Origin of the sequence: Nocardia sp. CA-107356 (assembly GCF_050946365.1) — a bacterium.
GTDB lineage: Bacteria > Actinomycetota > Actinomycetes > Mycobacteriales > Mycobacteriaceae > Nocardia.
Window position 1 is genome coordinate 5,065,431 of the sequence record NZ_CP191992.1, and the last position, 21,774, is coordinate 5,087,204.

The following is a 21,774-nucleotide window of genomic DNA, read 5'->3' on the forward strand; positions in this document are numbered from 1 at the left end:
CAAGAGCAGTGCTCGCATTAGTTGACATCGCTCTCGAGACCGCGCAAGGTGATCGATATGGCGACGACACCACGAGCCCGTGCCAGGGCCCAGACCATGAACGATATCGTCCGGATCGGACGCGAACATCTGGCCACCGATGGTGCGGCCGCCCTGTCGCTGCGCGCGGTCGCGCGCGATCTCGGTGTCGTCTCCTCGGCGGTCTACCGCTATGTGCGCAGCCGCGATGAACTGCTGACTCTGCTCGTGATCGACGGCTATAACGCGCTCGGTGACGCGGTGGACGCGGCGCTGGCCGATGCCCCCGACGATCCGATCGAGGGGCTGCGCATCGTCGGCCGCACCGTCCGCGCCTGGGCACTGGCCGAACCCGCCCGCTATGGACTGCTATTCGGCACACCGGTCCCTGGCTATGACGCTCCAGCGGAACAGACGACTGTCCCCGGCACCCGAGTGATCGCCACCATGCAGACCCTGTTCGCCCGCGCCTACCATGCGGGTCTGCTCACCGCTCCGGCAAAGGAGCGGTCGATATCATCCGCGCTCGCAGGCAATTTCGCGAATATCAGAGCGGTCTTCGACCTCGACGTACCGGACTGGCTCATCGCCCGCGGCATCACCATGTGGACCGGTCTATTCGGTGCCGTGACCTTCGACGTCTTCGACCAGTACGGCACCGACACCTTCGCCGACCGCGCCGAACTCTTCGAACTCCAACTCGACGGGCTACTCGACCAACTCGGCTACCGCGGCTGAGTACGCAGGCCGCGTCCGAACACCCGCACTGCTTCTCGGGATTCGCACCCGATATCGGGTGCCTGCAATGGGTGCGGATCCCGACAAGGGGTGCGGGGTCAGGTGGTGAGGCGGGGCGGGGGTGCGCCGTGGGGCAGGCGGGGGCCGATAGCGACCAGTGCGCCTGCCGCGCGCCCTTTTCCCCAGCCGAGTGTTTCGCGATAGCGGCCGATCTGGTCCTCGGGAATGGGGCTGCCCGCGGCCAGCGGGGTCGATTCGGGATCGACATACAGCGCGTCGGTGGGGCAGTAGGCCTCACACATGAAGCAGGTCTGGCAGTCCGATTGCCTTGCGATGACGGGGATTCCGGATTCGGTGCGGTCGAAGACATTGGTGGGGCAGGCGTCGACGCACTTATCGCAGCCGATGCAGGCGTCGGCGAGTACGCGTTCGATCATGACGCCACCGCGGCCGTCACGGTCCACACGGTGTCGAGGCCACCGGAGCGGATATGGTGCCGCTGTGCCGGATCCAAGTGCGGATGGTCGGAGCGCTTGCTCATGCCGCGAGTCTCGGTGCGCGACAATGTCGATTCGTACATGAGCCTGCCGACCGCGGTGATGGCGGCGGCCTGGCGGGCGCGGATCCGCTCGTCTCCGGTGCGGCCGCCGAGCTCCGCACCGGCGCGCTTCCAGAGCGTGTCGAGTTCATCGAGGGCGGGCCGCAGTCGATCGCCGTGGCGTAAATAGTTCTTCTGGAACGGAATCAGCTCCTGCTGCGCGGCGTCGACGACCTCGGCGGCCGAGAGCGTGGGCGAGCCCGTCGGCCGCAATCCGACCCGGCCCGCACCATGCAAGGCCGCGTCGTCGGGCCGCGACGAGCCGAGCGCGAATCGGGCCGCGCCCGCGCCCGCCCAACTCCCCGACGACATCGCCCACGCCGAATTGTGGCTGCCACCACCGGTGAAACCGCCGCAGATCCGTTCCCTGGTGGCCGCATCTCCCGCCACGAACAGCCCGGGCACCGTGGTCGCGCAGTCGTCGTCGACGACATCGATGCCGCCGGTGCCGCGCACCGTGCCTTCGGCGAGCAGATCGACCTCGAAACGGTCGGTGAACGGATTGATGCCGCGCCGATCGAACTGTAGGAAGAAGTTGGGCTGCCCGAGTCGCATCTGTGCCTGTACCGTCACATCGGCCCGGTCCAGTTGTGCGAACACCCGCTCCGACAACAGGGTTCGGGCAATAACAGATCGTCCCTTTGTCGATCCAGCGCCCTCGAGTACCTGCCCGTCCTCGTGGAAGAACGTCGCGTAGCCGTAGTAGGCGGTCTTGGTGATGGTCGAACCCTTGGGCACGATCGCGTAGGCATTGGAGAACTCCATACCGGAGAAGCGCGCCCCCACCTCGGCGGCCATCAGCGCGCCGTCGCCGGTGTCGACGTTGGTGCCGAGCGCGCGCGAGAGAAACGCGCAGCCACCACTGGCCAACACCACCGCACCTGCCGAGATGCGGTAGTCGCGGTCGAGTTGACGTTGGTATCCGGCCACGCCACGAACCGTGCCTTCGTCGTCGACCAGCAGTTCGAGAGCCGGCGCGTGATCCAGGATCTGGACACCGAGGCGTTTGATCCACATGCGCATCCGGCGCATGTATTCGGGCCCCTGCACTCCGGTACGTAGCTGCTCGCCGGTCGCGGGGTCGATCGGGAACGGGTATTTGCCCTCCACCGCAAGCCTATTCATATTGGTGTAGGTCTGATCGAGGACCCGATCCATCCAATAGTGGTCGGCGAGATGGCCGCCGAGTGCCTCTCGACTCGCCTTGGCATGCGCCCGCGCGGTCGCCTCCGGGGCGACGTACCAGACGCCGGTGCCGGAAGGCGCTGTGGCGCCGCTGGTTCCGCAGTAACCCTTATCGACGAGGGTCACCTCGGCCCCTGCCTCGCGCGCGTGGACGGCCGCCCATGCGGCGGCCGGTCCGCCACCGATCACCAGCACATCGGTATCGGTCTGCCAGAGTTCACTCATGCGTCTGCTCCTGAGGCGTCGGGATTGCGGCCGAGAATGGGCAATCGTCGGCGGAATGCGGGGTCAGCGCAGGGAATTCGAAATCTACGAACGTCATCGGCATCGCGAAACCCTTGCAATCAGCGCGATTTTGACGCGTGGGACATTGATACGCGAGAAATCTGCGCAGCCGGCGCAGAACCATTGCCGCACCCGGCGCACCCGGCGATAGTTCTGGTCACATCCCGATCGGTAGAAATATCAGGAGGAACCATGACTGCCGCCGATCAACCCCGTTCGGGTGCCCAAGCGGTCGACCGCGCGATCCACGTGCTGAACTGCTTCGAGGGCGATGATCCGGAACTGTCGGTGAGCGAATTGGCCCATCGTGCGGGCCTGCCGGTCAGCACCACCTATCGGCTGGCCCAGGCGTTGGTGCGGGGCCGGTTGCTGGAGCAAGATGCAGCGACCGATCGCTACCGCATCGGCCAGGGACTCGCCGCACTGGCCCGGCCCGCGCTGTCGCGCTTGGGCATCGACGCGGCAGCGCCGCACCTGTATGCGCTGGCCGCGGGCATCAAGATAACCGTCAGCCTGAGTGTCGCCGAGGACCGGGACGCGGTCACGGTCTTCCAGGCCAGGCCGCCGGTGTACTTCTGCCCGAACCAGCTACCGCGCGCCCGCCAGCCCTTGCGATCCAGCGCGGTCGGGCACGCGCTACTGGCCTTCTCCCCGGTGGGAGCCATTGTCGACGGACCGGACCGGCGGCCGACGCCGCTGCTGCCCACCGATCTGGATCGGGTGCGCCGCAGCGGTTTCGCCGAGGAGATCATCGAGCGCGAGGATCCGGTGCGCTCGGTAGCGGTGCCGATCCTGGGCCCCGACAGGCAGGTCTGGGGCGCGCTCGGCGTACAGGCTCGTTCGGCGCGTCTCAATGCGGAATTGGTTCGTGGCATCGTGCCGGCGATGCGCCGGATCTCGGGCCGGATCGCGCCACTCTTCCACTCGACCGCCGCCATTACCGATGCGCCGGTCGAGTTGTACTCACGGTGATTTTCACAATGTGAAATCGGCATTGTCGCCCGGCACGGGGCGACCCCACCATGGACACAAAGCCGCGGGGTCGCCGCTTCTATCCAATCCACGAAGGTCGTTGACATGGTCGAATCCACTGCGCTGATCCGCCGTCGCACGGTAGATCTCATGCGCCTCCCGCACGGAGTCTGTCGCGCCTGAATCCGCGGTCGCCGAAAACCGGTAGCCGCATTCGACAATCAGGTAATCCTTCGCGCTTACCTGTCGTTGCGGCGTGCTCAGATGCCGCCGCGCGGCAGGGCGCATTCGGTGAAAGAACTCCCATGACGTTGTCCCAGAAAACCAGGCCACGGATCGTCCGTGCGCTGGCCGCTGCACTCACCATTCCCGCCGCACTCGCGGTGCTCACCGGCTGCGGAAAGTCCGGGCCGGGCACCGATGCCGACGGCAAGGCCGTGCTGCGCTACCAGGGGTCGACCGGCCAGGTATCGGCCTTCGAACTGGCCGACGACCTCGGCTACTTCTCCAAGATCGCATTGCACTGGGAGGGCGACACCACGAGCGGACCGGCGAATATCCAGGCCGCCGCGACCCGACAGATCGAGTTCGGCAGCGCGTTCAACGGCGCGGTCGTCAAGTTGGTCGCGGGCGGCGCGGCAGTCACCTCGGTACTGAGTTCCTACGGCGCGGACGAGCAATCGTTCACCGGCTATTTCGTTCGCGACGATTCCGGTATCACCTCGGCACGGGATCTGATCGGCAAGAAGGTGGGTGTCAATACCCTTGGCGCACACCATGAATTCATCACTCGGGAATGGCTGCACCAGCAGGGGCTGACCGACCAGGAGATCAAACAGGTCGAGTTGATCGTGGTGCCGCCCGCCAATACCGAGGACGCCCTGCGCAAGGGCCAGATCGATGTCGGCACCCTGGGCGGCGTCTTTCGGGAGAGCGCGGAAGGGCGCGGTGGGATCCACCCGCTCTACACCGATAAGGCCTTGTTCGGGCAGTTCGACTATGGGACTTACGTTTTCCGCAAGGACTACATCGCCCAGAATCCAGAGGCGGTCAAGGACTTCGTGCAGGGCACCGCGCGGGCGACGCGCTGGCTGCAGGTGACACCGCGCGACGAGGTGGTGGCACGCCTCGCCTCGATCATCAATAAGCGCGGGCGCAACGAGAATACCGATCTGCTGAAGTTCTGGAAGAGTCCGGGCATCCCGGTGCCCGGTGCTGTGATCGCCGAGAAGGAACTGCAGATCTGGATCGATTGGCTGGTCCGCAACGGTGATCTGCCCGCGGGAAAACTCTCCGCGAAGGATCTGTTCACCAATAAGGACAACCCCTACGCCAATGGCACCTACGGTCCGGCTGCCGGCCCGACCGGAGAGGCGGTCGCGGCGAAATGAGTCAGGTGAAACTCGCACTCACCGGTGTGCGCAAACAGTTTCCGGTCCGGGGTTCGAACCAGGAGTTCACCGCGATCGAGGATATATCGCTGGAACTACGTGAGGGCGAATTCCTGGTACTCGTCGGCCCCAGCGGTTCCGGAAAGTCGACGCTGCTCGATCTGCTCGGTGGGCTGAGCAAGCCGAGTGCCGGGCGAATCCTGTTGGACGGTAAGCCGATCAACGGTCCCGGACTGGACCGAGGCATTGTGTTCCAGCAGTATGCGCTGCTGCCGTGGCGCACCGCGCGAGCCAATATCGAATTCGGTTTGGAGGCGAAGGGTGTCCGGCGCCGGGAACGTCGGAAGATCGCGGCCGAATACCTGCAGTTGGTCGGGCTCGACGGTTTCGGTGATCGCTATCCGCACGAGCTGTCCGGTGGGATGAAGCAGCGCGTTGCCATTGCCCGCAGCCTCGCCTTCGATCCGGAGGTGCTGTTGATGGACGAGCCGTTCGCCGCGCTCGACGCCCAGACCCGGGAGTCCTTGCAGGACGAGCTGTTGCGGATCTGGCGGGCGACCGGCAAGACCATCCTGTTCATCACCCACGGCATCGACGAGGCCGTCTACCTCGGCCAGCGGGTTGCGGTGCTGACATCCCGGCCGGGGCGGGTCAAGGCCATTATCGATATCGAAATCGATCGGGACTCCGGTGCGGATGTGCGTTCGAGCGAACGCTTCAGGGAAGCCCGGCATCAGATCTGGACGCAGTTGCAGAGCGAGGTCACCCGAGCGCAGGGACTCGAGCGGGAGTCGGCCGCGAATACCGAAAGGAAGTCGGTTCATGTCTAGCGCGGTACAGGTTATCGAGAAGTCCCGGCCGGTCGTCGTGCGGAGCCGGGTGGAGTCCGTCGCACCGGCGCGGGTCGGCGCGCCGCGGGTATTGCGAGCGCTTGCGCTGCTTGCGTGGCGAATCTTCAAGCCCACTTCCGCCATTGGTCTGCTGGTCGCGGTCTGGGAGGCGGCCCCGCGCCTCGGGCTGGTCGACGAGGTCTTCCTGCCGCCGTTCTCGACGGTCGCTCAGGCCTTTGTCGACCTGGTCCAGAGCGGTGAGATGTGGGAACACGTCTCGGCCAGCCTGACCCGATCGGCGACCGGATTCTTCCTCGCACTAGCGGTGGCCATTCCGGTCGGTGTCGCGATCGCCTGGTACAGGCCGGTGGCGGAGTTGCTCACTCCGATTCTCGAATTGTTCCGCAACACAGCGGCCTTGGCGCTGTTGCCGGTGTTCATCCTGATTCTGGGGATCGGCGAGACGTCCAAGATCGCGCTCGTGGTCTACGCGAGTTTCTTCCCGATCCTGTTGAACACCATCACCGGTGTCCGCACGGTGGAGCCGCTGCTGATCAAATCGGCTGTTTCGCTCGGCTTCTCTCCGCTTCGGCTGTTCCAGAAGGTGGTCCTGCCCGCTGCGGTGCCATCAATATTCACCGGTGTTCGGATGGCGGCGGCCTCTTCGATCCTGGTGCTCATCGCCGCCGAAATGGTCGGTGCGCGAGCCGGACTCGGCTACCTGATCACCGCCGCCCAGCAGAACTTCCAGATTCCGAATATGTATGCGGGCATCCTCGCGATCTCGCTGTTGGGGCTGACCTTCAATGGCGTGGTCGTCGCCCTCGAACGCCGCCTGTCCCGCTGGCGCACCGAATCCTCTCGTTAAGGACCTCCGATGTCTCTACCTCGCAAGCAATTCCACCTCAACGCCTTCCTCATGGGAGTCGGCCATCACGAGGCGGCCTGGCGGCATCCACGGACCGAGGAACGCCGGGTGCTGGACGTGCGGCATTTCCAGGAACTCGGGCAGATCGCCGAGCGCGGCAAACTCGATTCGGTCTTCTTCGCCGACGGGCTGGCGGTCGGACCGCGGATCGAGCGCAATACCCTTGCCGTCTTCGAGCCGCTCACGTTGCTTGCGGCGATCGCCGCCGCGACTGAACGCGTCGGCCTGATCGCCACCGCGTCGTCCACCTACAACGAACCGTTCAACCTGGCACGCAAATTCGCCTCGCTCGATCACATCAGCAGTGGGCGGGCCGGATGGAACATCGTCACCTCGGCCAATGAACAGGAGGCGTTCAACTTCGGCTTCGACGCCATTCCGGAGCACGCCGGGCGCTACGAACGGGCGCAGGAGTTCGTGGATGTCACGGTGCGGCTGTGGGACAGCTGGGAGTCCTCGGCGATCGTGCTCGATCCGGATGAAGGCGTCTTTGCCGATCCGGACAAGGTGCACACCATCGAATACGCCAGTGAACGCTTCCGGGTCAAGGGTCCGCTGAATTCACCGCGCAGCCCGCAGGGGCGGCCGCTGCTGGTGCAAGCCGGGTCGTCGGAGAGCGGTAAGGACTTCGCCGCGCGGTATGCCGAGGCGGTATTCACCGCGCAACGAACGCTGGAGGAAGGGCAGGCGTTCTACCGGGATCTGAAGGCACGGCTGCTGAAGTACGGTCGCTCGGCCGACGATCTGAAGGTGCTGCCGGGCCTGGTGCCCTTCATCGCCGACACACGCGAACAAGCACTGGCGCTCGAACAGGAATTCACCGACCTGATCTCGCCGGATTACGCACTGCGGCAGCTGTCTTCGCTGCTCGGCGTGGATCTCACCGAATACGCGCTCGACGCGCCACTGCCGCCGCTGCCGCAGGAGAGCGATATCGAGGGTGGCAAGAGCAGATTCACGCTGGTGAAGGATCTCGCCGAACGCGAGAACCTCACCGTAGGTCAGCTCATCGGCAAGCTCGGTGGTGGACGCGGGCACCGGACCATCGCGGGCACACCCACCGAGATTGCCGATGAACTGCAGTCGTGGTTCGACAATGGTGCCGCCGACGGATTCAACATCATGCCGCCGTATCTGCCCGGCGGGCTCGAGGAGTTCGTCGACCGAGTGGTCCCGATCCTGCAGGAACGCGGCCTGTTCCGGACGGACTACACCGCGACGTCCCTGCGCGGGCATTACGGGCTGGCTCCGGTGGAAAGCCAGTTCGCGCGGGTGCGGACCGAAGTCGGCGCATGACTACCCAGCTGACCAGGCGGCGTGCCGTCGACTTCATGCGCATGGGCAGCAGCGGTTGTCGCCCTGGCCCCGCCGACCATCCCAACCCATCCCCGAAGGAAGCACGACCATGACCACCGTCAGCGAAAGCCCCGCCACCACTGTCCAGATCACGCCGGTCGCCGGACATATCGGCGCCGAGATCGCGGGCGTCGACCTGCGCGCCGAGCTCACCGATCAGGAAGTCGCCGACATCACCTCGGCCCTCTACGAATACAAGGTGCTGTTCTTCCGCGATCAGCACATCGGCCACGCCGAGCACATCGCCTTCTCCCGGCGCTTCGGCGCCGTGACACCGTCACATCCGTACGACGATGACGCGCCGACCGAATTCCCCGAGATCCTTGCGGTCGACAGTCGGCTCTACGAAAAGCGTTTCGGCATCAAGAAATTCACCTACACCAACCATTGGCACACCGATGTCTCCGCGTTGATCAACCCACCCGCCGCTTCACTGCTGCGGGCCGAGATCGCACCGGCGCGCGGCGGGGACACCAGTTGGACGAATCTCGCCGCGGCGTACGAGAACCTGCCCGAATCGCTGAAGACGTTCGTCGAGGGACTGCGGGCCGTGCACCGGTTCGGTGGTAGCAGGCCAGCATGGAACGAGGACAGCGATTACGCGAAGAAGGTCGCCAACGCCCCGTTGGTTACCGAACATCCCGTCGTCCGAGTGCATCCCGTGACCGGTGAGCGGGTGCTCTTCGTCAACCCCGGCTTCACGACCCATATCGTCGGCCTGAGCCCGGCCCAGAGCGATGCGGTGCTGCAGCTGCTGTTCGACGAACTGTCGAATCCGGCCTATACCGTCCGATTCCGTTGGGAAAAGGGCAGTCTCGCGTTCTGGGACAACCGTGCCACCGCGCATCTGGCCCCGGGCGACCTGAACCACCTCGATGTCACCCGCGTTCTGTACCGCACCACACTCGAGGGCGATATCCCCATTGGCGTCGACGGCGAACAATCCCGCTCGATCTCCGGCGAGCAGTTCACCGGCGCCTGAGTCGAGCGTCGGCTCCCGGGCTTCCCCGGGAGCCGACGTCGGTGCCTGCCCCCTGGTTCAACGGGGCACGGTGACCGGGTCGGCGCAGCTGGCGGCAGCGTCGACGAACGAGCAGGGTTTGGGGTCGCGAATGGGGCGGTAGTCGGGGATGACTCCGCCGTTGTGGGTAATCTCGGTATAGGCGGGGACGGCGTCGGTCGGTATGCGGGTAAGGGCGGGATCGGTCCGGACATCGACCGTGTAGAGGCCGAAACGTGGTGTGTAGGAACCCCATTCGTAGTTGTCGGTGAGGCTCCAATAGTTGTAGCCGATGAGGTTCATGCCGTCGGCCTTGGCGCGCTGCAGCCAGTAGACGGTATCGCGGAGGTCGTCGGCGCGCGTGTAGCCGTCGCTGCGCGGTGTGCCGTTCTCGGTGGGCATACCGTTCTCGACAATGTAGAGCGGGCGGCCGGGGAACTTGCGCGAATAGTGTTGCAGGGCATAGTAAATACCCTCGGGTTCGAGTGGGTTCTTCCAGAGTTCGTTCAGGCTCAGCTGGGTGACGGTGTCAGGGGAGGCGCCGTAGTAGTAGTCGATGCCGATGTAGTCGAGCTTCGCGGCGATCTTGTCGATGAGTGAGCCGTTGACCGCATCCTCGCCCGCGGGAATATAGGCGACGTTGCTGGTGACCATGGCGCCGGGCTGTACCGCGTGGATGTAGTCGTAGATGGCATTGTGCGCCTGGGCGATTCGGTCCTGCATCGTCGGAATGGCGCTGGCGGTGAGGCCGCCGTGGGTGGCCTCGTTCATGATGTAAGCGGCTGGTTCGTTGAACGTGACCCACAGCGGGTTGTCCGTGGCGTACCGATCGACGACGGTGCGGGCGTTGGCCAGCCAGTCCTCGACGATATTCGGGTTCGACCACCCGCCGCGATCGACCTCCCAACCCGGGTAGACCCAGTGGTCGATGGTGAGCATCGGCCGCATGCCGGCGGCGGTGATCGCGGCGATCACATTGTCGTAGAAGCGAAGTCCGGCCTCGTCCCATTCACCCGGTCGCGGCTGCACACGGGCCCACTCGATGCCGATGCGGTAGACCCTCACGCCCAGCTTCGCGGCCAGGTCGATATCGGATCGGTAGCGGTGGAAGAAGTCGACCGAGTCGAGGTACGGATCGGCTGTCTTATCTTCGGCCACATATCGGGACCAATTGCTGTCCGGCGCGGAGCCTTCCGATTGGTAGCCCGATGCGGCCACGCCCCAGAGGAAATCGGCGCCGAGCGGCTGCACCTGTGCGGGCGCCGGGTGCGCCGCTGCGGGCGCGGTACCGCCGACGATAACGGCGGCAGCGGTGGCCGCCAGGGTCGCCAAGATATGGCGACGACTCTGTGATCGCATCGAACTCCTGCTTCCTGGGGTGACGGGCGCTCGTGGACCTCCGGCGCGTGCCGGGTCGGGGCGGGACCACGCGACGAGGGTAGCTGGTCGGTCGACTTTCGCGAGAGACGTACACGCGAAATGGGTTGGGGGAGTGGAGGTAGTCGCAGAGCGCCGCTGGCTGGACGGGGGAGTGAGCGCAGAAGTGAGAGTCGACTATCCAGCGGGCGGCACACCTACCAGCCCCAGATACATCGAGCTGGCTTCACTGGGCGACTGAGAATCACAGACCGAAAATAATATGATGGTAGGTAGATATGCGCATCTATGCATGCACAGGCGCCAACCAGAAATCACCTCCCGAACACAACGCGAGATCAGTACAACCAAAACCGAGCCAAGAGGTGAGGGGTCGACTTGACTTCGAGCGCGCTCTAAAAACTAGCGTGGAGTCATGACAGCAACACTGATCACCGGAGCGAACAAAGGCCTCGGCTTCGAGACCGCCCGTCGACTCGTTTCCGCGGGCCACACCGTCTACATCGGTAGCCGGGACGCCGAACGCGGTCGTCGCGCCGCCGAGCAGTTGGGCGCGCGGGTCGTTCGGCTCGACATCACCGACGACGCGTCCGTGGCGGCCGCGGTCGAGACCATAGCGGCCGACGGTGGGCTGGACGTGCTGATCAATAACGCGGGCATCCAGGAAGAGAGCAGTGTCGGGCACGTCGTGGTCGGCGCCGCGGACCTGACAGCCGACGTGATGCGAAAGACGTTCGACACGAACGTCTTCGGCACCGTGCGCGTGCTGCACGCATTTCTTCCGCTGCTGCAGCGGTCCACCGCACCGGTCGTGGTGAACGTCAGCAGCGGTCTGGCCTCGCTGACCAGCGTCGCCACTTCGGGCACCCCGGCCTACGCCTATCCCGGAGTGGCCTACCCCGCGTCGAAGACCGTGGTCAATATGCTCACTGTGCAGTACGCGAAGGCGTTCCCGAACATGCGGATCAATGCGGTGGAGCCTGGCTTCACGAAGACCGATCTGAACGCGAATACCGGCGTCCAGACGGTGGAACAGGGTGCCGAGATCATCGTGCGCATGGCGCTGGTGGGCCCCGATGGCCCCACCGGTGGCTACTTCGATGCCGAAGGCGCGCTGCCCTGGTGATCGTCTATTCCGGCTCGACGACAGCCGTCGCGACGATGTAGCCCTTCGGATCGCGCCAGGTGCGTCCCGGATGATGGGTGAACCAGTCCTCGATGTCCTCGCGCAGATCGGTCAGGATCGCCTGCCGCCGTGGGTGGTTCGGTGTCACGCCGTGGAACGTGAACAGCGCCTCGGCGAACCGCACCAGCGGTTCGGGTGTATCGAAGACCAGAGCATTGTCGGACCGATGGATCCGCACGTCGCCGAAGACCGGGGCCATCAGCTCCGGCAAAGTATCGGAGTCGACGGTGCTGATGACCGCGGAGCCCGCACCGACGCCATAGGTCGCGGCATGCGCGGCCACGAGTTCGCCGGTGTAGGGGCAGGTACCGGGATGATCGACGACGACGGTGACCGACCCGCCGGGTTTGGTGGTGCGGCGGAACTCCCTGAGTGCGGCCATCGGGTCGGGCACGTGATAGAGCATGTGCCGCGCGGTGATCACATCGAAACTGTTGTCGTCGAAGGGGATTCGCTCCGCACTGCCGAACACCCCGCGCACCCCGGGTACCGCATCGGCAGCGGCGATCATCGCGGGGGAGGTGTCGATGCCGACGAGGGAACCGTGGTGACCGGCGGCGGCCAGTTGGGCGAGGAAACGCGCGTCCCCGCAGCCGATATCGGCTAGATGTTCGGTGCCGGTCAGCGCTAGCGCGCCCAGGACATCGGCGACCGGATCGTCGGGCTGTTCGGAGTAGCGCTCGTGCGTGTCGATGCGCACCTCGAGCGGTGTCGGATCGGCGTATTCGGCATCGAGGCGGTAGCTGCACATCGCGGTCGTCCTTCGGTCCAATGGCCGGTGGTTGACCAGGTCGCCAGGTCCGGCGATCGGGTCCGCGGGCTTTCCGGCGCAGAGCGTACCTCCCGAGGCGGCGCGTGGCGTCCCTTTCGCGCAGCCGTCGGTCCGAGACTAGGAACCGTCCGACCGTCCGGCGGTGACGACGGGGAGCTTGAGGGTGACGGGGTCGGTGATCGGTGTGGTTCCGACCAGGTCGCGCATCTCCTCGGAGCCCGGGCGTTCATCGTCCAGAATTGGTTCGCCGAGTCCGATTTTCTCCTGAAGACGTTTCATCCAGACCGGTGCCCACCAGCAGTCGTCGCCGAGCAGTTTCATCACGGCGGGTACGAGCAGCATGCGCAGCACAGTCGCGTCGATGAACAGTGCGGCGATCATGCCGTAGGCGATGTACTGCATCATCACCAGATCGGAGAATGCGAACGCGCCGGTCACTACCAGGAGGATGAGTGCGGCGGCGGTGATGATGCGTCCGGTGTGCGCGGTGCCGGTGCGCACCGCCTCACTGGTACTCGCGCCCTTGGCCCTGGCTTCGACCATGCGGGAGAGCAGGAAGACCTCGTAGTCGGTGGATAGTCCGTAGATGATCGCGATGATCAGCACGAGCACATTCGACTGGATCGGCTGCGGAGTGAAGTTCAGTAGTCCCGCGGCGTGACCATCCACGAATATCCAGGTCAGGATGCCGAGAGTCGAGCCGAGGCCGAGCGCGCTCATCAGGGCGGCCTTGATCGGCAGTACGAGCGAGCCGAAGGTGAGGAACATCAGCAGCGTCGTTACCAGTAGTACGAGCGCGATCATCACCGGGATTCGGTACAGCAGCGCGTCGATGCTGTCCTTCTGCATCGCCGGTATCCCGCCGACGAGCATGGTGACGCCCTCCGGTAGTTCCATGGCGCGCAGGTATTCGATGGTTTCGCCCGCCTCATTGGGGTTTACCAACGTCGCCTTGGTCCGGTAGACGTTGTCCTGCGTCAGCGATTTGGACGGCATATCGAACTGACTGGCCAGACCTGGGGCGTTGGCCGCGGCGCGCCAGGCGTCGCCGACCGGGCCGCTGCTATCGGCGGAGAAGACCAGTTCGATCGGGTCGGATCGGCGCTGTGGGAAGAAGGTGTCGATCTGTTCCTGTGCGACGCGAGTCGGGTTGTCCGGCGGCAGATATCGTTCGCTGAAGCCGCCGAAGATGAGGTTCTTGACCGGGATGATCAGCAGGAACAGCACGATGACCAGTGGAATCGCGACGGTCAGTGGCCGCTGCATCACCCAGCGGGTGGTCTTGCCCCAGAGACCGTCCTCGACTTCTTCGGCGGTCCTGGTTCTTCGGAATCGCTTGAAACCCAGCATATCCACGCGCGGACCGAGGATGGCCAGACTGGCGGGCAGGATCGTGATGGCGGTGAACGCGGCCAGCAGCACCGTCGCGATGGCACCGTAGGCCATCGACTTGAGAAAGCCCTGGGGGAACAGCAGCATGCCGCCGAGGCTCGCGATGATCATCGTCGCGGAGAACACGACGGTGCGGCCCGCGGTCATGACGGTGCGGCGTACCGCGACGCGGGTCTCGTAGCCTGCGGCGAGTTCCTCGCGGAATCGGCTCACGATGAACAGCCCGTAGTCGATCGCCAGGCCCAGACCGATCATCGAGAGTACCGACGAGACAAACGAATTCACCTCGGTGAAGCGCGTCAGGAACATGATGATGCCGGAGGCGCCGATCACGGTGAGCCCGCCGACCATCAGCGGCAGCGCGGCGGCGACGAGGCCGCCGAAGATGAAGAAGAGTAGGACCGCGACGGCGGGGATGGCGAGGACTTCCATGCGGTGGACGTCGTCGGCCATGGTGTCGTTGAGTGTGCCCGCCACCGCTTGCAGCCCGCTGACCTGCACGTCGATACCGGGAATGGCGAAGGCGTCCTTGACTTTTCGGAAGTTGCGCACGGAGTCGGTGTCGTTGTCGCCCGCGATGGCGATGGCGGCCACCGCGTGCTTCTTATCTTCGGTCGCCGCCTTCGCGCCGCTGATCTTGGCGTTCTCGACACGCCAATAGGAGGCGTTGATGCCGGTGATTTCGCCGGGATACTTGTGCGGCAGGCTGTTCAGGTTGTCGATGATCGGCTGGCTGAATTCCGGATCGTCGACCGTCTTGCCGTCCGGCGCGGTGTAGAGCACGACGACATCGAAGTCGTGATTGCGTCCGAAGGCGGCGTCGGCCAGGCGCGCTGCCTGTGCGGATTCCGAGGTCGGATCGTCCATACCGCCGGAGCTGAGATGGTCGTCGAGGCCGAAGCCGTATCCGCCGAGCGCCAGCAGCGCGCCGACTATGATCCCGATGACGGCGAAGCGCAGCCGGTATACGAGATCCCCCCAGCGCGTGAACATCAGCGGGCTCCTTGCCGCGGGGAAAATAGTTGTGCTGCTTGCTCTGCCGCGCCGATCGCCAAGGGGCTGCATCCTTTCCAGGGGTGCACGCTCGATGTGCCTGCAATCAAAGGTACAGGCCAATGTGAAGTGGCAGTATTTCAGAAATAATACCCAGTAGCGCGGCAGTGTGACCCGAATTGCATCGACTGCCACGGTCGAATTGCCCGATGGATCGGACTGTCCGGCAGCCAATTGCATGGCGTGCAGCGTTGCGGCCTATGAGCTGCGCACGCGCCCCGACGTGATCGCGATATCGGTCGGACCCAGAATCTTGCCGAGAGTCGTGGCAAGGCTGAGCAATTCGTCTGGATCGAGCTTGGCTGCGAAGCATTCCTGGATGCTGGCGAGGTAGCTGGGCGCGGCCGCGTGCAGGCGTTCGCGACCCGCGTCGGTGATGGCGACGAAGGCGGATCGGCCGTCGTCGGGATTGGCTTCGCGCACGACCAGACCCGCGGCCGCGAGCTCGGTGACGAGCCTGCTGACGCGGGTGCGGCTGAGCACGACGCGTTCGCCGAGATCGGTCATACGCAGTGGTTCGACGCCGTCGAGTTCGAGGAGTACGTCGTACCACGCGAGCGGGAGTCCGAAGTCTCGGCGCAGTTCGGCATCCAGGCGCGGGACCAGGCTGGCGTGTACGCGCAGCAGTGCCGACCATGCGCTGCTCGCCGCGTGGCGATGGTTCTCCGATTGCGTCACAGACCGATTCTAACCACTTGCGTGCACCCGCACGCATATAATAGCGTGCGCACGCACATAAAATTTAGGTGCTGTCAGGAAGGAAATCTCATGACTACAGTCATCGCCCGTGCAGAGCTGGCCGCCGCGATCGAGGCCGGTTCGGTCACGGTGCTCGACACCCTCGGTGCGGGCTACTACGAGAAGGCACACCTGCCGGGCGCGCTCACCCTGGTCGAAGCCGATGTGGAATCCCGAGCCGCGCAACTGCTTCCGGACCCGCACGCACCCATCGTGACCTACTGCTCCAATAACGCCTGCCAGAACAGCGAGGTCGTCGCCGTCAAGCTGCGTGCCCTCGGGTACACAAACGTCCGCGCCTACCGCGCGGGCATCCAGGATTGGACCGAGGCGGGACTGCCGATCGAATCCGAATCCTGAGTCGAACAGAATGCGCGGTCGGGCGGTGCACCGCCCGACCGCGCATTCTGCACGGGTCGATGCGCGGTCTTGTGCCCGCCATCGGATCAGCGGATGATCGTAGAGCAACCATTTCTGGTCGGGGATCTCATCATCGTCGATTAGTCAGGAGTTGTAATGACCACCAGAATTGCCTCGGCGATCGCCGCGATCGCCATCACCGTATCCGTTGGCGCTCTCGCCGCACCTGCAGCGTCGGCGGAGCCGGTAACACCAACGCCCGCCGGTTCGGTCGTTTTCTGCTTCAACATTCCGCTGGGGCCTTTCTTCAGCTTCAGTATCTGTATCTGAGATTGCCAGGCGGGCAAGCAGTCGCGGACCAGCGCGCAGTTGCGCCAGCCCGCTGCTCGTCCAGGTGAATATCGAGCGCGCTCAACATACTGTTGGGTCGGTACTGCTGGTTGTGCTGGCGTCCTGATCGCTGAGTTGGTCGGGGGCCCGGCGCCGCAATACCGGTACGACCACTGATCGGCGGCCTGGCATCGAGCGCCGACAAGGTGGACTCCGGCCGGGTTGACGGTCGACCTTCGTGGATCGGACTGGAGTCCGCCCGCCCGAGCGTGCATCAGGTCCGGTAGAGCCGTGACAGCGCGTCGACGCCGTCCTTTCAGTTGTGCGCGTAGTTGGTGTGGTTCGAGGACTTCCACATCCGCGCCGCAGGCAAGTAGTTCGGGCAGCGCGCGCTCGATCGATTCGATCGGAATGACGGCTCGGAACCAGCCATCCGCGTCCGGTGAGGTGGCGGTTCGTTCGACCGCTGCCACGACGGCCGGATCGATCAGGTCCGGGAGTCGGCGTAGACCGCGCGGCGAGAGGAGGACGCTCGCTCGGTCGCGCAGGCAGCGGGCGTCGAAGCCTGCAAGGTGCGTCCGTCAGTGCTCGGCGAGATCGAATCCGGCCGGACGGTCGAAGGGTTGGGGCAGCGCAGTGGCGTCGAGGATCCGGGATACGCGATAGGTGCGTCGCTGACGGGTGTGATGGCCGACCAGGTACCAGTGGCCCGGCGTGAGGACGAGTCCGTAGGGTGCGACGGTCTTGGTGACCTCATGTGGTCGGGCCGTGCGGTGGTGTCGGATGTGCTCTTGTTTTGATTCCATACCGCGTCCGCGACGGCCGTGAGATCAGGACGGCGCGTCCAGGTGGAAGCAGCGCTGGATGCGAGCGGCGCAGTTCGACCGGTAGTGCGGCGGTGAGCTCGAGTTGGGTGGCAGCGGCCGCGGCGCCGAGGCCGAGATCTGTGGCGGCCGTTGGTAATCCGGTCAGGAAGAGGGATTGGGTTTCGTCGGTGGTGAGGCCGATGAGCTTGGTGCGGTGCGTTTTTCGGCGAGGGGCAGCCGGGATGTGAAATCTCTGCGGCACAACAGCAGTGGATGAGAGGATCTGTCGCGTTCGTCGATGTATGCGCTGCTGGCATGCAATGAGCACATGGCGAATGCCGACCTGAGCGCCGAAGTGCGCGCGGTGACGGTACCGGCGGTGATCATCCATGGCGATACCGATGTGTCGTGTCCGGTCGAGTACACCGGGAACAGGCTGGCGGCGCTGTTGCCGCACGCCGACCATTTCGTCTACGAGAATGCCCCATACGGGCTACACCTCACGCATCGGGAGCGGTTCGACAGTAATCTGCTGGCGTTCATAAAGAAGTGAACCTGTCGGTGAGGCGGGCTACCGTGGGGTGATGACCACGCATCTGACGCACTGGGGAGTGTTCGAGGCCGACAGCGATGGGGAGCGGTTGACCTCGGTACGGCCGTGGCGTGGGGATCCGGAACCGATGGCGTTGATCGAGAACGTGGCATCGGCGCAGCATCATCCGACGCGCATCGACCAACCGTATGTGCGGCAGGGGTGGTTGGAGCGGGGGCCGGGGGCGACGGGGCGGGGTGATGAGCCGTTCGTGCCGGTCTCGTGGGAGACCGCGTTCGAGTTGTTATCCGGTGAGTTGAGTCGGGTGTATCGCGAGCACGGTGCGGAGTCGGTGTACGGCGGGTCGTACGGGTGGGCGAGTGCGGGGCGGTTTCATCATGCGCAGAGTCAGGTGCATCGGTTCCTGAACTGCCTCGGCGGTTACGTGCGGCATGTGAACAGCTACAGCCTCGGTACCTCGGAGGTGTTGTTGCCGCACGTGATCGGCTCGGCGGAGCTGTTGTTGGGGCACGCGACCGCGAAGAGTGTGCTGGTCGAGCATGCGGAGTTGGTGGTGGCATTCGGTGGTTTGTCGCCGAAGAATTCCGCGGTGTCGCCGGGTGGTGTATCACGGCACAACACCAAGACCTGGATCGGCGCGGCGCGGGCGCGTGGCTGCCGGTTCGTCTCGATCAGCCCACTGCGTGATGACATTCCGGCCGAGGCCGAGGCCGAGTGGATCGCCCCGCGGCCGGGTAGCGATACCGCGCTGATGCTGGCGCTCGCGCAGGTGCTGGACGCGGACGGGTTGGCGGACAAGGAATTTCTGGATCGGTATACGGTCGGATACGACCGGTTCGTCGGCTATGTGCGCGGCGAAGCCGATGGCGTCGTGAAGGATCCGGGGTGGGCGGAGTCGATCACCGGCGTGTCGGCCGAGCGGATCCGGACGCTGGCGCACGAGATGGCCGCGGCGCGCACGATGATCAGTGTCAGCTGGTCGCTGCAGCGTGCCGAGCGCGGAGTCCAGCCGCTGTGGCTCGGGGTGGTGCTGGCGGCGATGCTGGGCCAAATCGGGCTGCCCGGTGGTGGATTCGGACATGGCTACGGGTCGAGCGCGCATGTCGGTGAACCGGCGCGCGGTCGGTCGGTGCCGCGGGTTCGGCAGGGCAGCAACGGTGTGGCGACCTTCATTCCGGTCGCCAGAATCGCCGATATGCTGCTGAATCCGGGGCAGACCTTCGACTACAACGGCGCGCTGTTGGTGTATCCGGATATCAAGCTGGTGTACTGGTGCGGCGGGAACCCCTTTCACCACCACCAGGATCTGGCCCGGCTGCACGCGGCGTTCGCGCGGCCGGAGACCGTGGTCGTGCACGATGCGTTCTGGACCGCCACCGCACGCCATGCCGACTTCGTGCTCCCAGCGACCATGAGCATCGAACGCGACGACTACGGTGCCGGGCAGAACGACCGCGAATTCTTTCCGATGAAGGCGCTGACCCGCCCGCACGGTGTGTCCCGCGATGATTACGCGATCTTCGGTGAGTTGGCCGAACGGATCGGTGTCGGTAAGGAATTCACCGAGGGACGCACCGTCGATGAGTGGTTGCGGCACCTGTATGAGCAATGGCGCGCTGAGGTCAACGATCCGGCGGTGCCGGATTTCGACGAATTCTGGGACAGCGAGTCGCTGGCACTACCGACGCCCGATCCGGATCCGGTCCTGCTTTCCGATTTCCGCGCGGATCCAGAGCGTTTCCCGCTGGCCACGCCCAGCGGCCGGATCGAGATCTTCTCGGCGACGATCGATGGTTTCGGGTACGCCGATTGCCCCGGGCATCCTGTCTGGCTCGAGCCGGAGGAATGGCTGGGCGGTGCGTCGGCCGCACGGTTCCCGCTGCAACTCGTCGCGAATCAGCCGCGGACCAAACTGCACAGTCAGCTCGATGTCGGCGCGCACAGTCGATCGGTGAAGATCGCCGGGCGTGAACCGGTGCGGTTGCATCCCGACGACGCCGCGGCGCGGGGTCTGCGGGATGGGGATATCGTGCGGATCTTCAACGACCGGGGGAGCTGTTTGGCCGGTCTGGTCATCGACGACGCGATCCGGCCGCAGGTCGCGCAGTTGTCCACCGGTGCCTGGTACGACCCGGATCCGGCCGACCCTACGTTCTGTCGTCATGGCAATCCGAATGTGCTGACCGCGGACCGGCCCGCGTCCAGTCTGAGTCAGGGGTGTTCCGGGCAACTGGCCTTGGTCGAGATCGAGCCCCACCGTGGTCCGCTGCCGGAGTTGGCCGTCGACGGGCCACCGGCCACGATTGCGTCGGTAGCCCAACGGTTTTCGTGACACAGAGCACATGGCGGGCATCCCCGCGGGTGAGGCTGGTCTCACCGCGGGGTCCCGGTCGCTGTCCTGGCCGCGATTTCTGTCAGGATTTTTGACTATGGTGTCGAATCCGCTGCCCGCGCTAGCTCGCCGGATCGCGCAGTACCGCTGGGTCATGCGTATGGCGCCGATCGTGCTGCTGCTGGAGCGGTTCCTGCGGCGGGTCAGCCGTGGTCGGCACGGCGTATTGGATCTCGCGGGTTTGCCCTCGATCGAGATCACCGTGGCGGGCCGCAAGACCGGGATTGCGCGCACCACGTCGCTGCTGTATGTCCCGCGTGGTGACGATTTCGTGATCGTCGGCTCGAATTGGGGCAGCCCGAAGCATCCGGTGTGGTCGGCGAACCTTCGTGCCGCGAGCACCGCCACCGCGCTGCTGAAAGGCGAGAAGTTCCCGGTGACCGTCACCGAGGTCACCGGGGTGGACCGCAAACGCGCGTGGGATCTCGCCGTCGAGTTCTGGCCGGGCTACGAAATGGAGCACGAGCTGTCCGGCGGCCGTATCTTCCGCATTTTCGAGCTGCGCCGCAGCTGAGTGTGCCGGTCGTCGAGTTACTGCTCGGCGGGCACGATCGGTGCGCCGAGATTCGGGCCCGGTGGTGGTGGCGTCAGCGCGGCGGCGGGTGAACCCGGCTTGGCGGGCGGGGGCGGTGCGGCCGGTGTCAGAATCGGCGCCATCGGTGCGGGCACGATGACCCGTTCCGGAGTCTTGTCCGGTTCGCTGCAGTCGGGACCGGCGGCGCTGTCGCAGGTGGTGGCGGGCACGATCGGTGCCGCGTATGTGGCGGTGCCGGTCGAGATCGCGCCGGTGGCCAGGATGCCCGCGGCGGCGACCAGCAGCGCGGCGGCTGATCGCGTACGGGATGTGATGATGTCGGCGGACATGGTGATCACAACCAGATCGGGTCGCCGTACACCGCGACCGAATTGTCCGCGGTGTTGGTGGAGATGGTGGCGATCACATAAGAGCGCAGGCTGACCGGCCCCATACAGGCATCGATTTTGATCTGCACCTGATCGGTGGTGATCGAACCATGTGGTCCGGCAAGGGCTTTGGTGCCGAACGGGATGGTGGTGATGGTGCCCGGCTTGAACGTGGTGGATACGCTGGGCAGTGCCGCGGCGCCGACACCGACGCTCAGTCCCGGTGCCGGCGCGACCATTACGTTGACATTCGGTCCGACCGAGGCGGCGAGTCCGATCGAGATGCCGTTGGAAACATCTATCTGGCAACCGATTTGGTAGCCGAGTGTGATTGTGCCGGAATTCACCGAGACACTGCCCGCGCCGGTGATATCGGCGGCCGCGCGCAGACTGACGAACCCTTCCCGGGTGAAGGCAGTGTCCGCGAGATTGGGCACTCGATCCAGGTTTTCCGCGGATTTCGTGACTGTCAGCTGCCAACCGTCCTCGGTGGTGACCGTTCGGGACTGGTCGGGCAGTGTATCCGCCGAAGCCGATTGTGCTGGGACGATACTCAGCACACCCGCAGCCATGAGGCATAGCGGGACGGCGATCGAGCTATTCATGTTGTA

At 65.1% G+C, this 21,774-nt stretch carries 22 protein-coding genes and 1 pseudogene; 13 read left to right on the forward strand and 10 right to left on the reverse strand.

The genetic code is table 11. The features are described from left to right. The first annotated feature begins 57 nt into the window (after window positions 1-57). Complete coding sequence (locus ACQP1G_RS22740) at window positions 58-756, forward strand: TetR/AcrR family transcriptional regulator (RefSeq protein ID WP_433207831.1); 699 nt, start codon at window positions 58-60, stop codon at window positions 754-756. Between the two features lie 98 nt (window positions 757-854). Here ACQP1G_RS22740 and ACQP1G_RS22745 read toward each other — a convergent pair whose 3' ends face one another. Both ACQP1G_RS22745 and ACQP1G_RS22750 read right to left on the reverse strand, forming a co-directional pair. Then, the gene (locus ACQP1G_RS22745) at window positions 855-1,193 is read right to left on the reverse strand and encodes a 4Fe-4S dicluster domain-containing protein (protein WP_433207834.1); all 339 of its coding nucleotides are present in this window, start codon (window positions 1,191-1,193) and stop codon (window positions 855-857) included. Continuing rightward, window positions 1,190-2,764 (reverse strand): FAD-binding protein, encoded by a 1,575-nt coding sequence (locus tag ACQP1G_RS22750; protein WP_433207837.1) that lies wholly within the window; start codon window positions 2,762-2,764, stop codon window positions 1,190-1,192. The genes ACQP1G_RS22745 and ACQP1G_RS22750 overlap by 4 nt, the downstream gene beginning before the upstream one ends. 252 nt (window positions 2,765-3,016) lie before the next feature. On the opposite strand from ACQP1G_RS22750, the gene ACQP1G_RS22755 reads away from it, so the two are divergent. The 6 genes from ACQP1G_RS22755 to ACQP1G_RS22780 all read left to right on the forward strand — a co-directional run bounded on the left by ACQP1G_RS22755 (window position 3,017) and on the right by ACQP1G_RS22780 (window position 9,283). After that, window positions 3,017-3,796, forward strand: coding sequence for an IclR family transcriptional regulator (locus ACQP1G_RS22755; RefSeq protein ID WP_433207840.1), 780 nt, complete (start codon window positions 3,017-3,019; stop codon window positions 3,794-3,796). Between the two features lie 305 nt (window positions 3,797-4,101). Further along, on the forward strand, window positions 4,102-5,187 hold the full coding sequence (locus ACQP1G_RS22760; protein WP_433207843.1) for an ABC transporter substrate-binding protein: 1,086 nt from the start codon (window positions 4,102-4,104) through the stop codon (window positions 5,185-5,187). Further along, the gene (locus ACQP1G_RS22765; protein WP_433207846.1) at window positions 5,184-6,017 is read left to right on the forward strand and encodes an ABC transporter ATP-binding protein; all 834 of its coding nucleotides are present in this window, start codon (window positions 5,184-5,186) and stop codon (window positions 6,015-6,017) included. The genes ACQP1G_RS22760 and ACQP1G_RS22765 overlap by 4 nt, the downstream gene beginning before the upstream one ends. Next, window positions 6,010-6,885: an ABC transporter permease gene (locus ACQP1G_RS22770; RefSeq protein ID WP_433207849.1), complete on the forward strand. Its 876-nt coding sequence runs from the start codon at window positions 6,010-6,012 to the stop codon at window positions 6,883-6,885. Before ACQP1G_RS22765 ends, ACQP1G_RS22770 begins: the two co-directional genes overlap by 8 nt. A gap of 9 nt (window positions 6,886-6,894) precedes the next feature. Continuing rightward, on the forward strand, window positions 6,895-8,241 hold the full coding sequence (locus ACQP1G_RS22775; RefSeq protein WP_433207852.1) for an LLM class flavin-dependent oxidoreductase: 1,347 nt from the start codon (window positions 6,895-6,897) through the stop codon (window positions 8,239-8,241). A 109-nt stretch (window positions 8,242-8,350) separates the two neighbouring features. After that, entirely contained in the window at window positions 8,351-9,283 is a 933-nt protein-coding gene (locus ACQP1G_RS22780) for a TauD/TfdA dioxygenase family protein (RefSeq protein ID WP_433207855.1), read from the forward strand. Between the two features lie 57 nt (window positions 9,284-9,340). Here the strand turns inward: ACQP1G_RS22780 and ACQP1G_RS22785 are convergent, their stop codons facing one another. After that, window positions 9,341-10,660 carry a family 1 glycosylhydrolase gene (locus tag ACQP1G_RS22785; RefSeq protein WP_433207858.1) on the reverse strand — a complete coding sequence of 440 codons (1,320 nt, stop codon included), beginning with the start codon at window positions 10,658-10,660 and terminating at the stop codon, window positions 9,341-9,343. A 433-nt stretch (window positions 10,661-11,093) separates the two neighbouring features. Between ACQP1G_RS22785 and ACQP1G_RS22790 the strand changes: the two genes are divergently transcribed. Next, the gene (locus ACQP1G_RS22790) at window positions 11,094-11,804 is read left to right on the forward strand and encodes an SDR family NAD(P)-dependent oxidoreductase (protein ID WP_433207861.1); all 711 of its coding nucleotides are present in this window, start codon (window positions 11,094-11,096) and stop codon (window positions 11,802-11,804) included. A 4-nt stretch (window positions 11,805-11,808) separates the two neighbouring features. Here the strand turns inward: ACQP1G_RS22790 and ACQP1G_RS22795 are convergent, their stop codons facing one another. The 3 genes from ACQP1G_RS22795 to ACQP1G_RS22805 form a co-directional block, all read right to left on the reverse strand. Further along, a complete protein-coding gene (locus tag ACQP1G_RS22795) occupies window positions 11,809-12,615 on the reverse strand; it encodes a class I SAM-dependent methyltransferase (protein WP_433207864.1) in 807 nt (268 codons plus the stop codon). A 138-nt stretch (window positions 12,616-12,753) separates the two neighbouring features. After that, the gene (locus ACQP1G_RS22800) at window positions 12,754-15,021 is read right to left on the reverse strand and encodes an MMPL family transporter (protein ID WP_433207867.1); all 2,268 of its coding nucleotides are present in this window, start codon (window positions 15,019-15,021) and stop codon (window positions 12,754-12,756) included. 258 nt (window positions 15,022-15,279) lie between these two features. Next, window positions 15,280-15,759, reverse strand: coding sequence for a MarR family winged helix-turn-helix transcriptional regulator (locus ACQP1G_RS22805; protein WP_433207870.1), 480 nt, complete (start codon window positions 15,757-15,759; stop codon window positions 15,280-15,282). 90 nt (window positions 15,760-15,849) lie between these two features. Here ACQP1G_RS22805 and ACQP1G_RS22810 point away from each other — a divergent pair, with 90 nt between their 5' ends. Further along, on the forward strand, window positions 15,850-16,179 hold the full coding sequence (locus ACQP1G_RS22810) for a rhodanese-like domain-containing protein (protein ID WP_433207873.1): 330 nt from the start codon (window positions 15,850-15,852) through the stop codon (window positions 16,177-16,179). 156 nt (window positions 16,180-16,335) lie between these two features. After that, window positions 16,336-16,509, forward strand: coding sequence for a hypothetical protein (locus tag ACQP1G_RS22815; protein ID WP_433208729.1), 174 nt, complete (start codon window positions 16,336-16,338; stop codon window positions 16,507-16,509). Window positions 16,510-16,817: 308 nt separating this feature from the next. Here ACQP1G_RS22815 and ACQP1G_RS22820 read toward each other — a convergent pair. Next, window positions 16,818-17,315 (reverse strand): annotated as a pseudogene (locus ACQP1G_RS22820) (WYL domain-containing protein); the annotation flags it as partial. After that, complete coding sequence (locus ACQP1G_RS22825) at window positions 17,263-17,577, reverse strand: hypothetical protein (protein WP_433207876.1); 315 nt, start codon at window positions 17,575-17,577, stop codon at window positions 17,263-17,265. The gene ACQP1G_RS22825 and the pseudogene ACQP1G_RS22820, both read right to left, overlap by 53 nt. Before the next feature lie 66 nt (window positions 17,578-17,643). Between ACQP1G_RS22825 and ACQP1G_RS22830 the strand changes: the two genes are divergently transcribed. From ACQP1G_RS22830 to ACQP1G_RS22840, 3 genes are all read left to right on the forward strand, one after another. Next, a complete protein-coding gene (locus ACQP1G_RS22830; protein WP_433207879.1) occupies window positions 17,644-17,868 on the forward strand; it encodes an alpha/beta fold hydrolase in 225 nt (74 codons plus the stop codon). Between the two features lie 31 nt (window positions 17,869-17,899). Then, complete coding sequence (locus ACQP1G_RS22835; protein WP_433207882.1) at window positions 17,900-20,200, forward strand: molybdopterin-dependent oxidoreductase; 2,301 nt, start codon at window positions 17,900-17,902, stop codon at window positions 20,198-20,200. A 97-nt stretch (window positions 20,201-20,297) separates the two neighbouring features. Beyond that, the gene (locus ACQP1G_RS22840; protein ID WP_433207885.1) at window positions 20,298-20,774 is read left to right on the forward strand and encodes a nitroreductase family deazaflavin-dependent oxidoreductase; all 477 of its coding nucleotides are present in this window, start codon (window positions 20,298-20,300) and stop codon (window positions 20,772-20,774) included. 17 nt (window positions 20,775-20,791) lie between these two features. Here ACQP1G_RS22840 and ACQP1G_RS22845 read toward each other — a convergent pair whose 3' ends face one another. Together ACQP1G_RS22845 and ACQP1G_RS22850 are read right to left on the reverse strand one after the other, a co-directional pair. Continuing rightward, entirely contained in the window at window positions 20,792-21,133 is a 342-nt protein-coding gene (locus ACQP1G_RS22845) for a hypothetical protein (protein WP_433207888.1), read from the reverse strand. Then, a complete protein-coding gene (locus tag ACQP1G_RS22850; protein WP_433207891.1) occupies window positions 21,130-21,768 on the reverse strand; it encodes an MspA family porin in 639 nt (212 codons plus the stop codon). The genes ACQP1G_RS22845 and ACQP1G_RS22850 overlap by 4 nt, the downstream gene beginning before the upstream one ends. Between the last annotated feature and the right edge of the window lie 6 nt (window positions 21,769-21,774).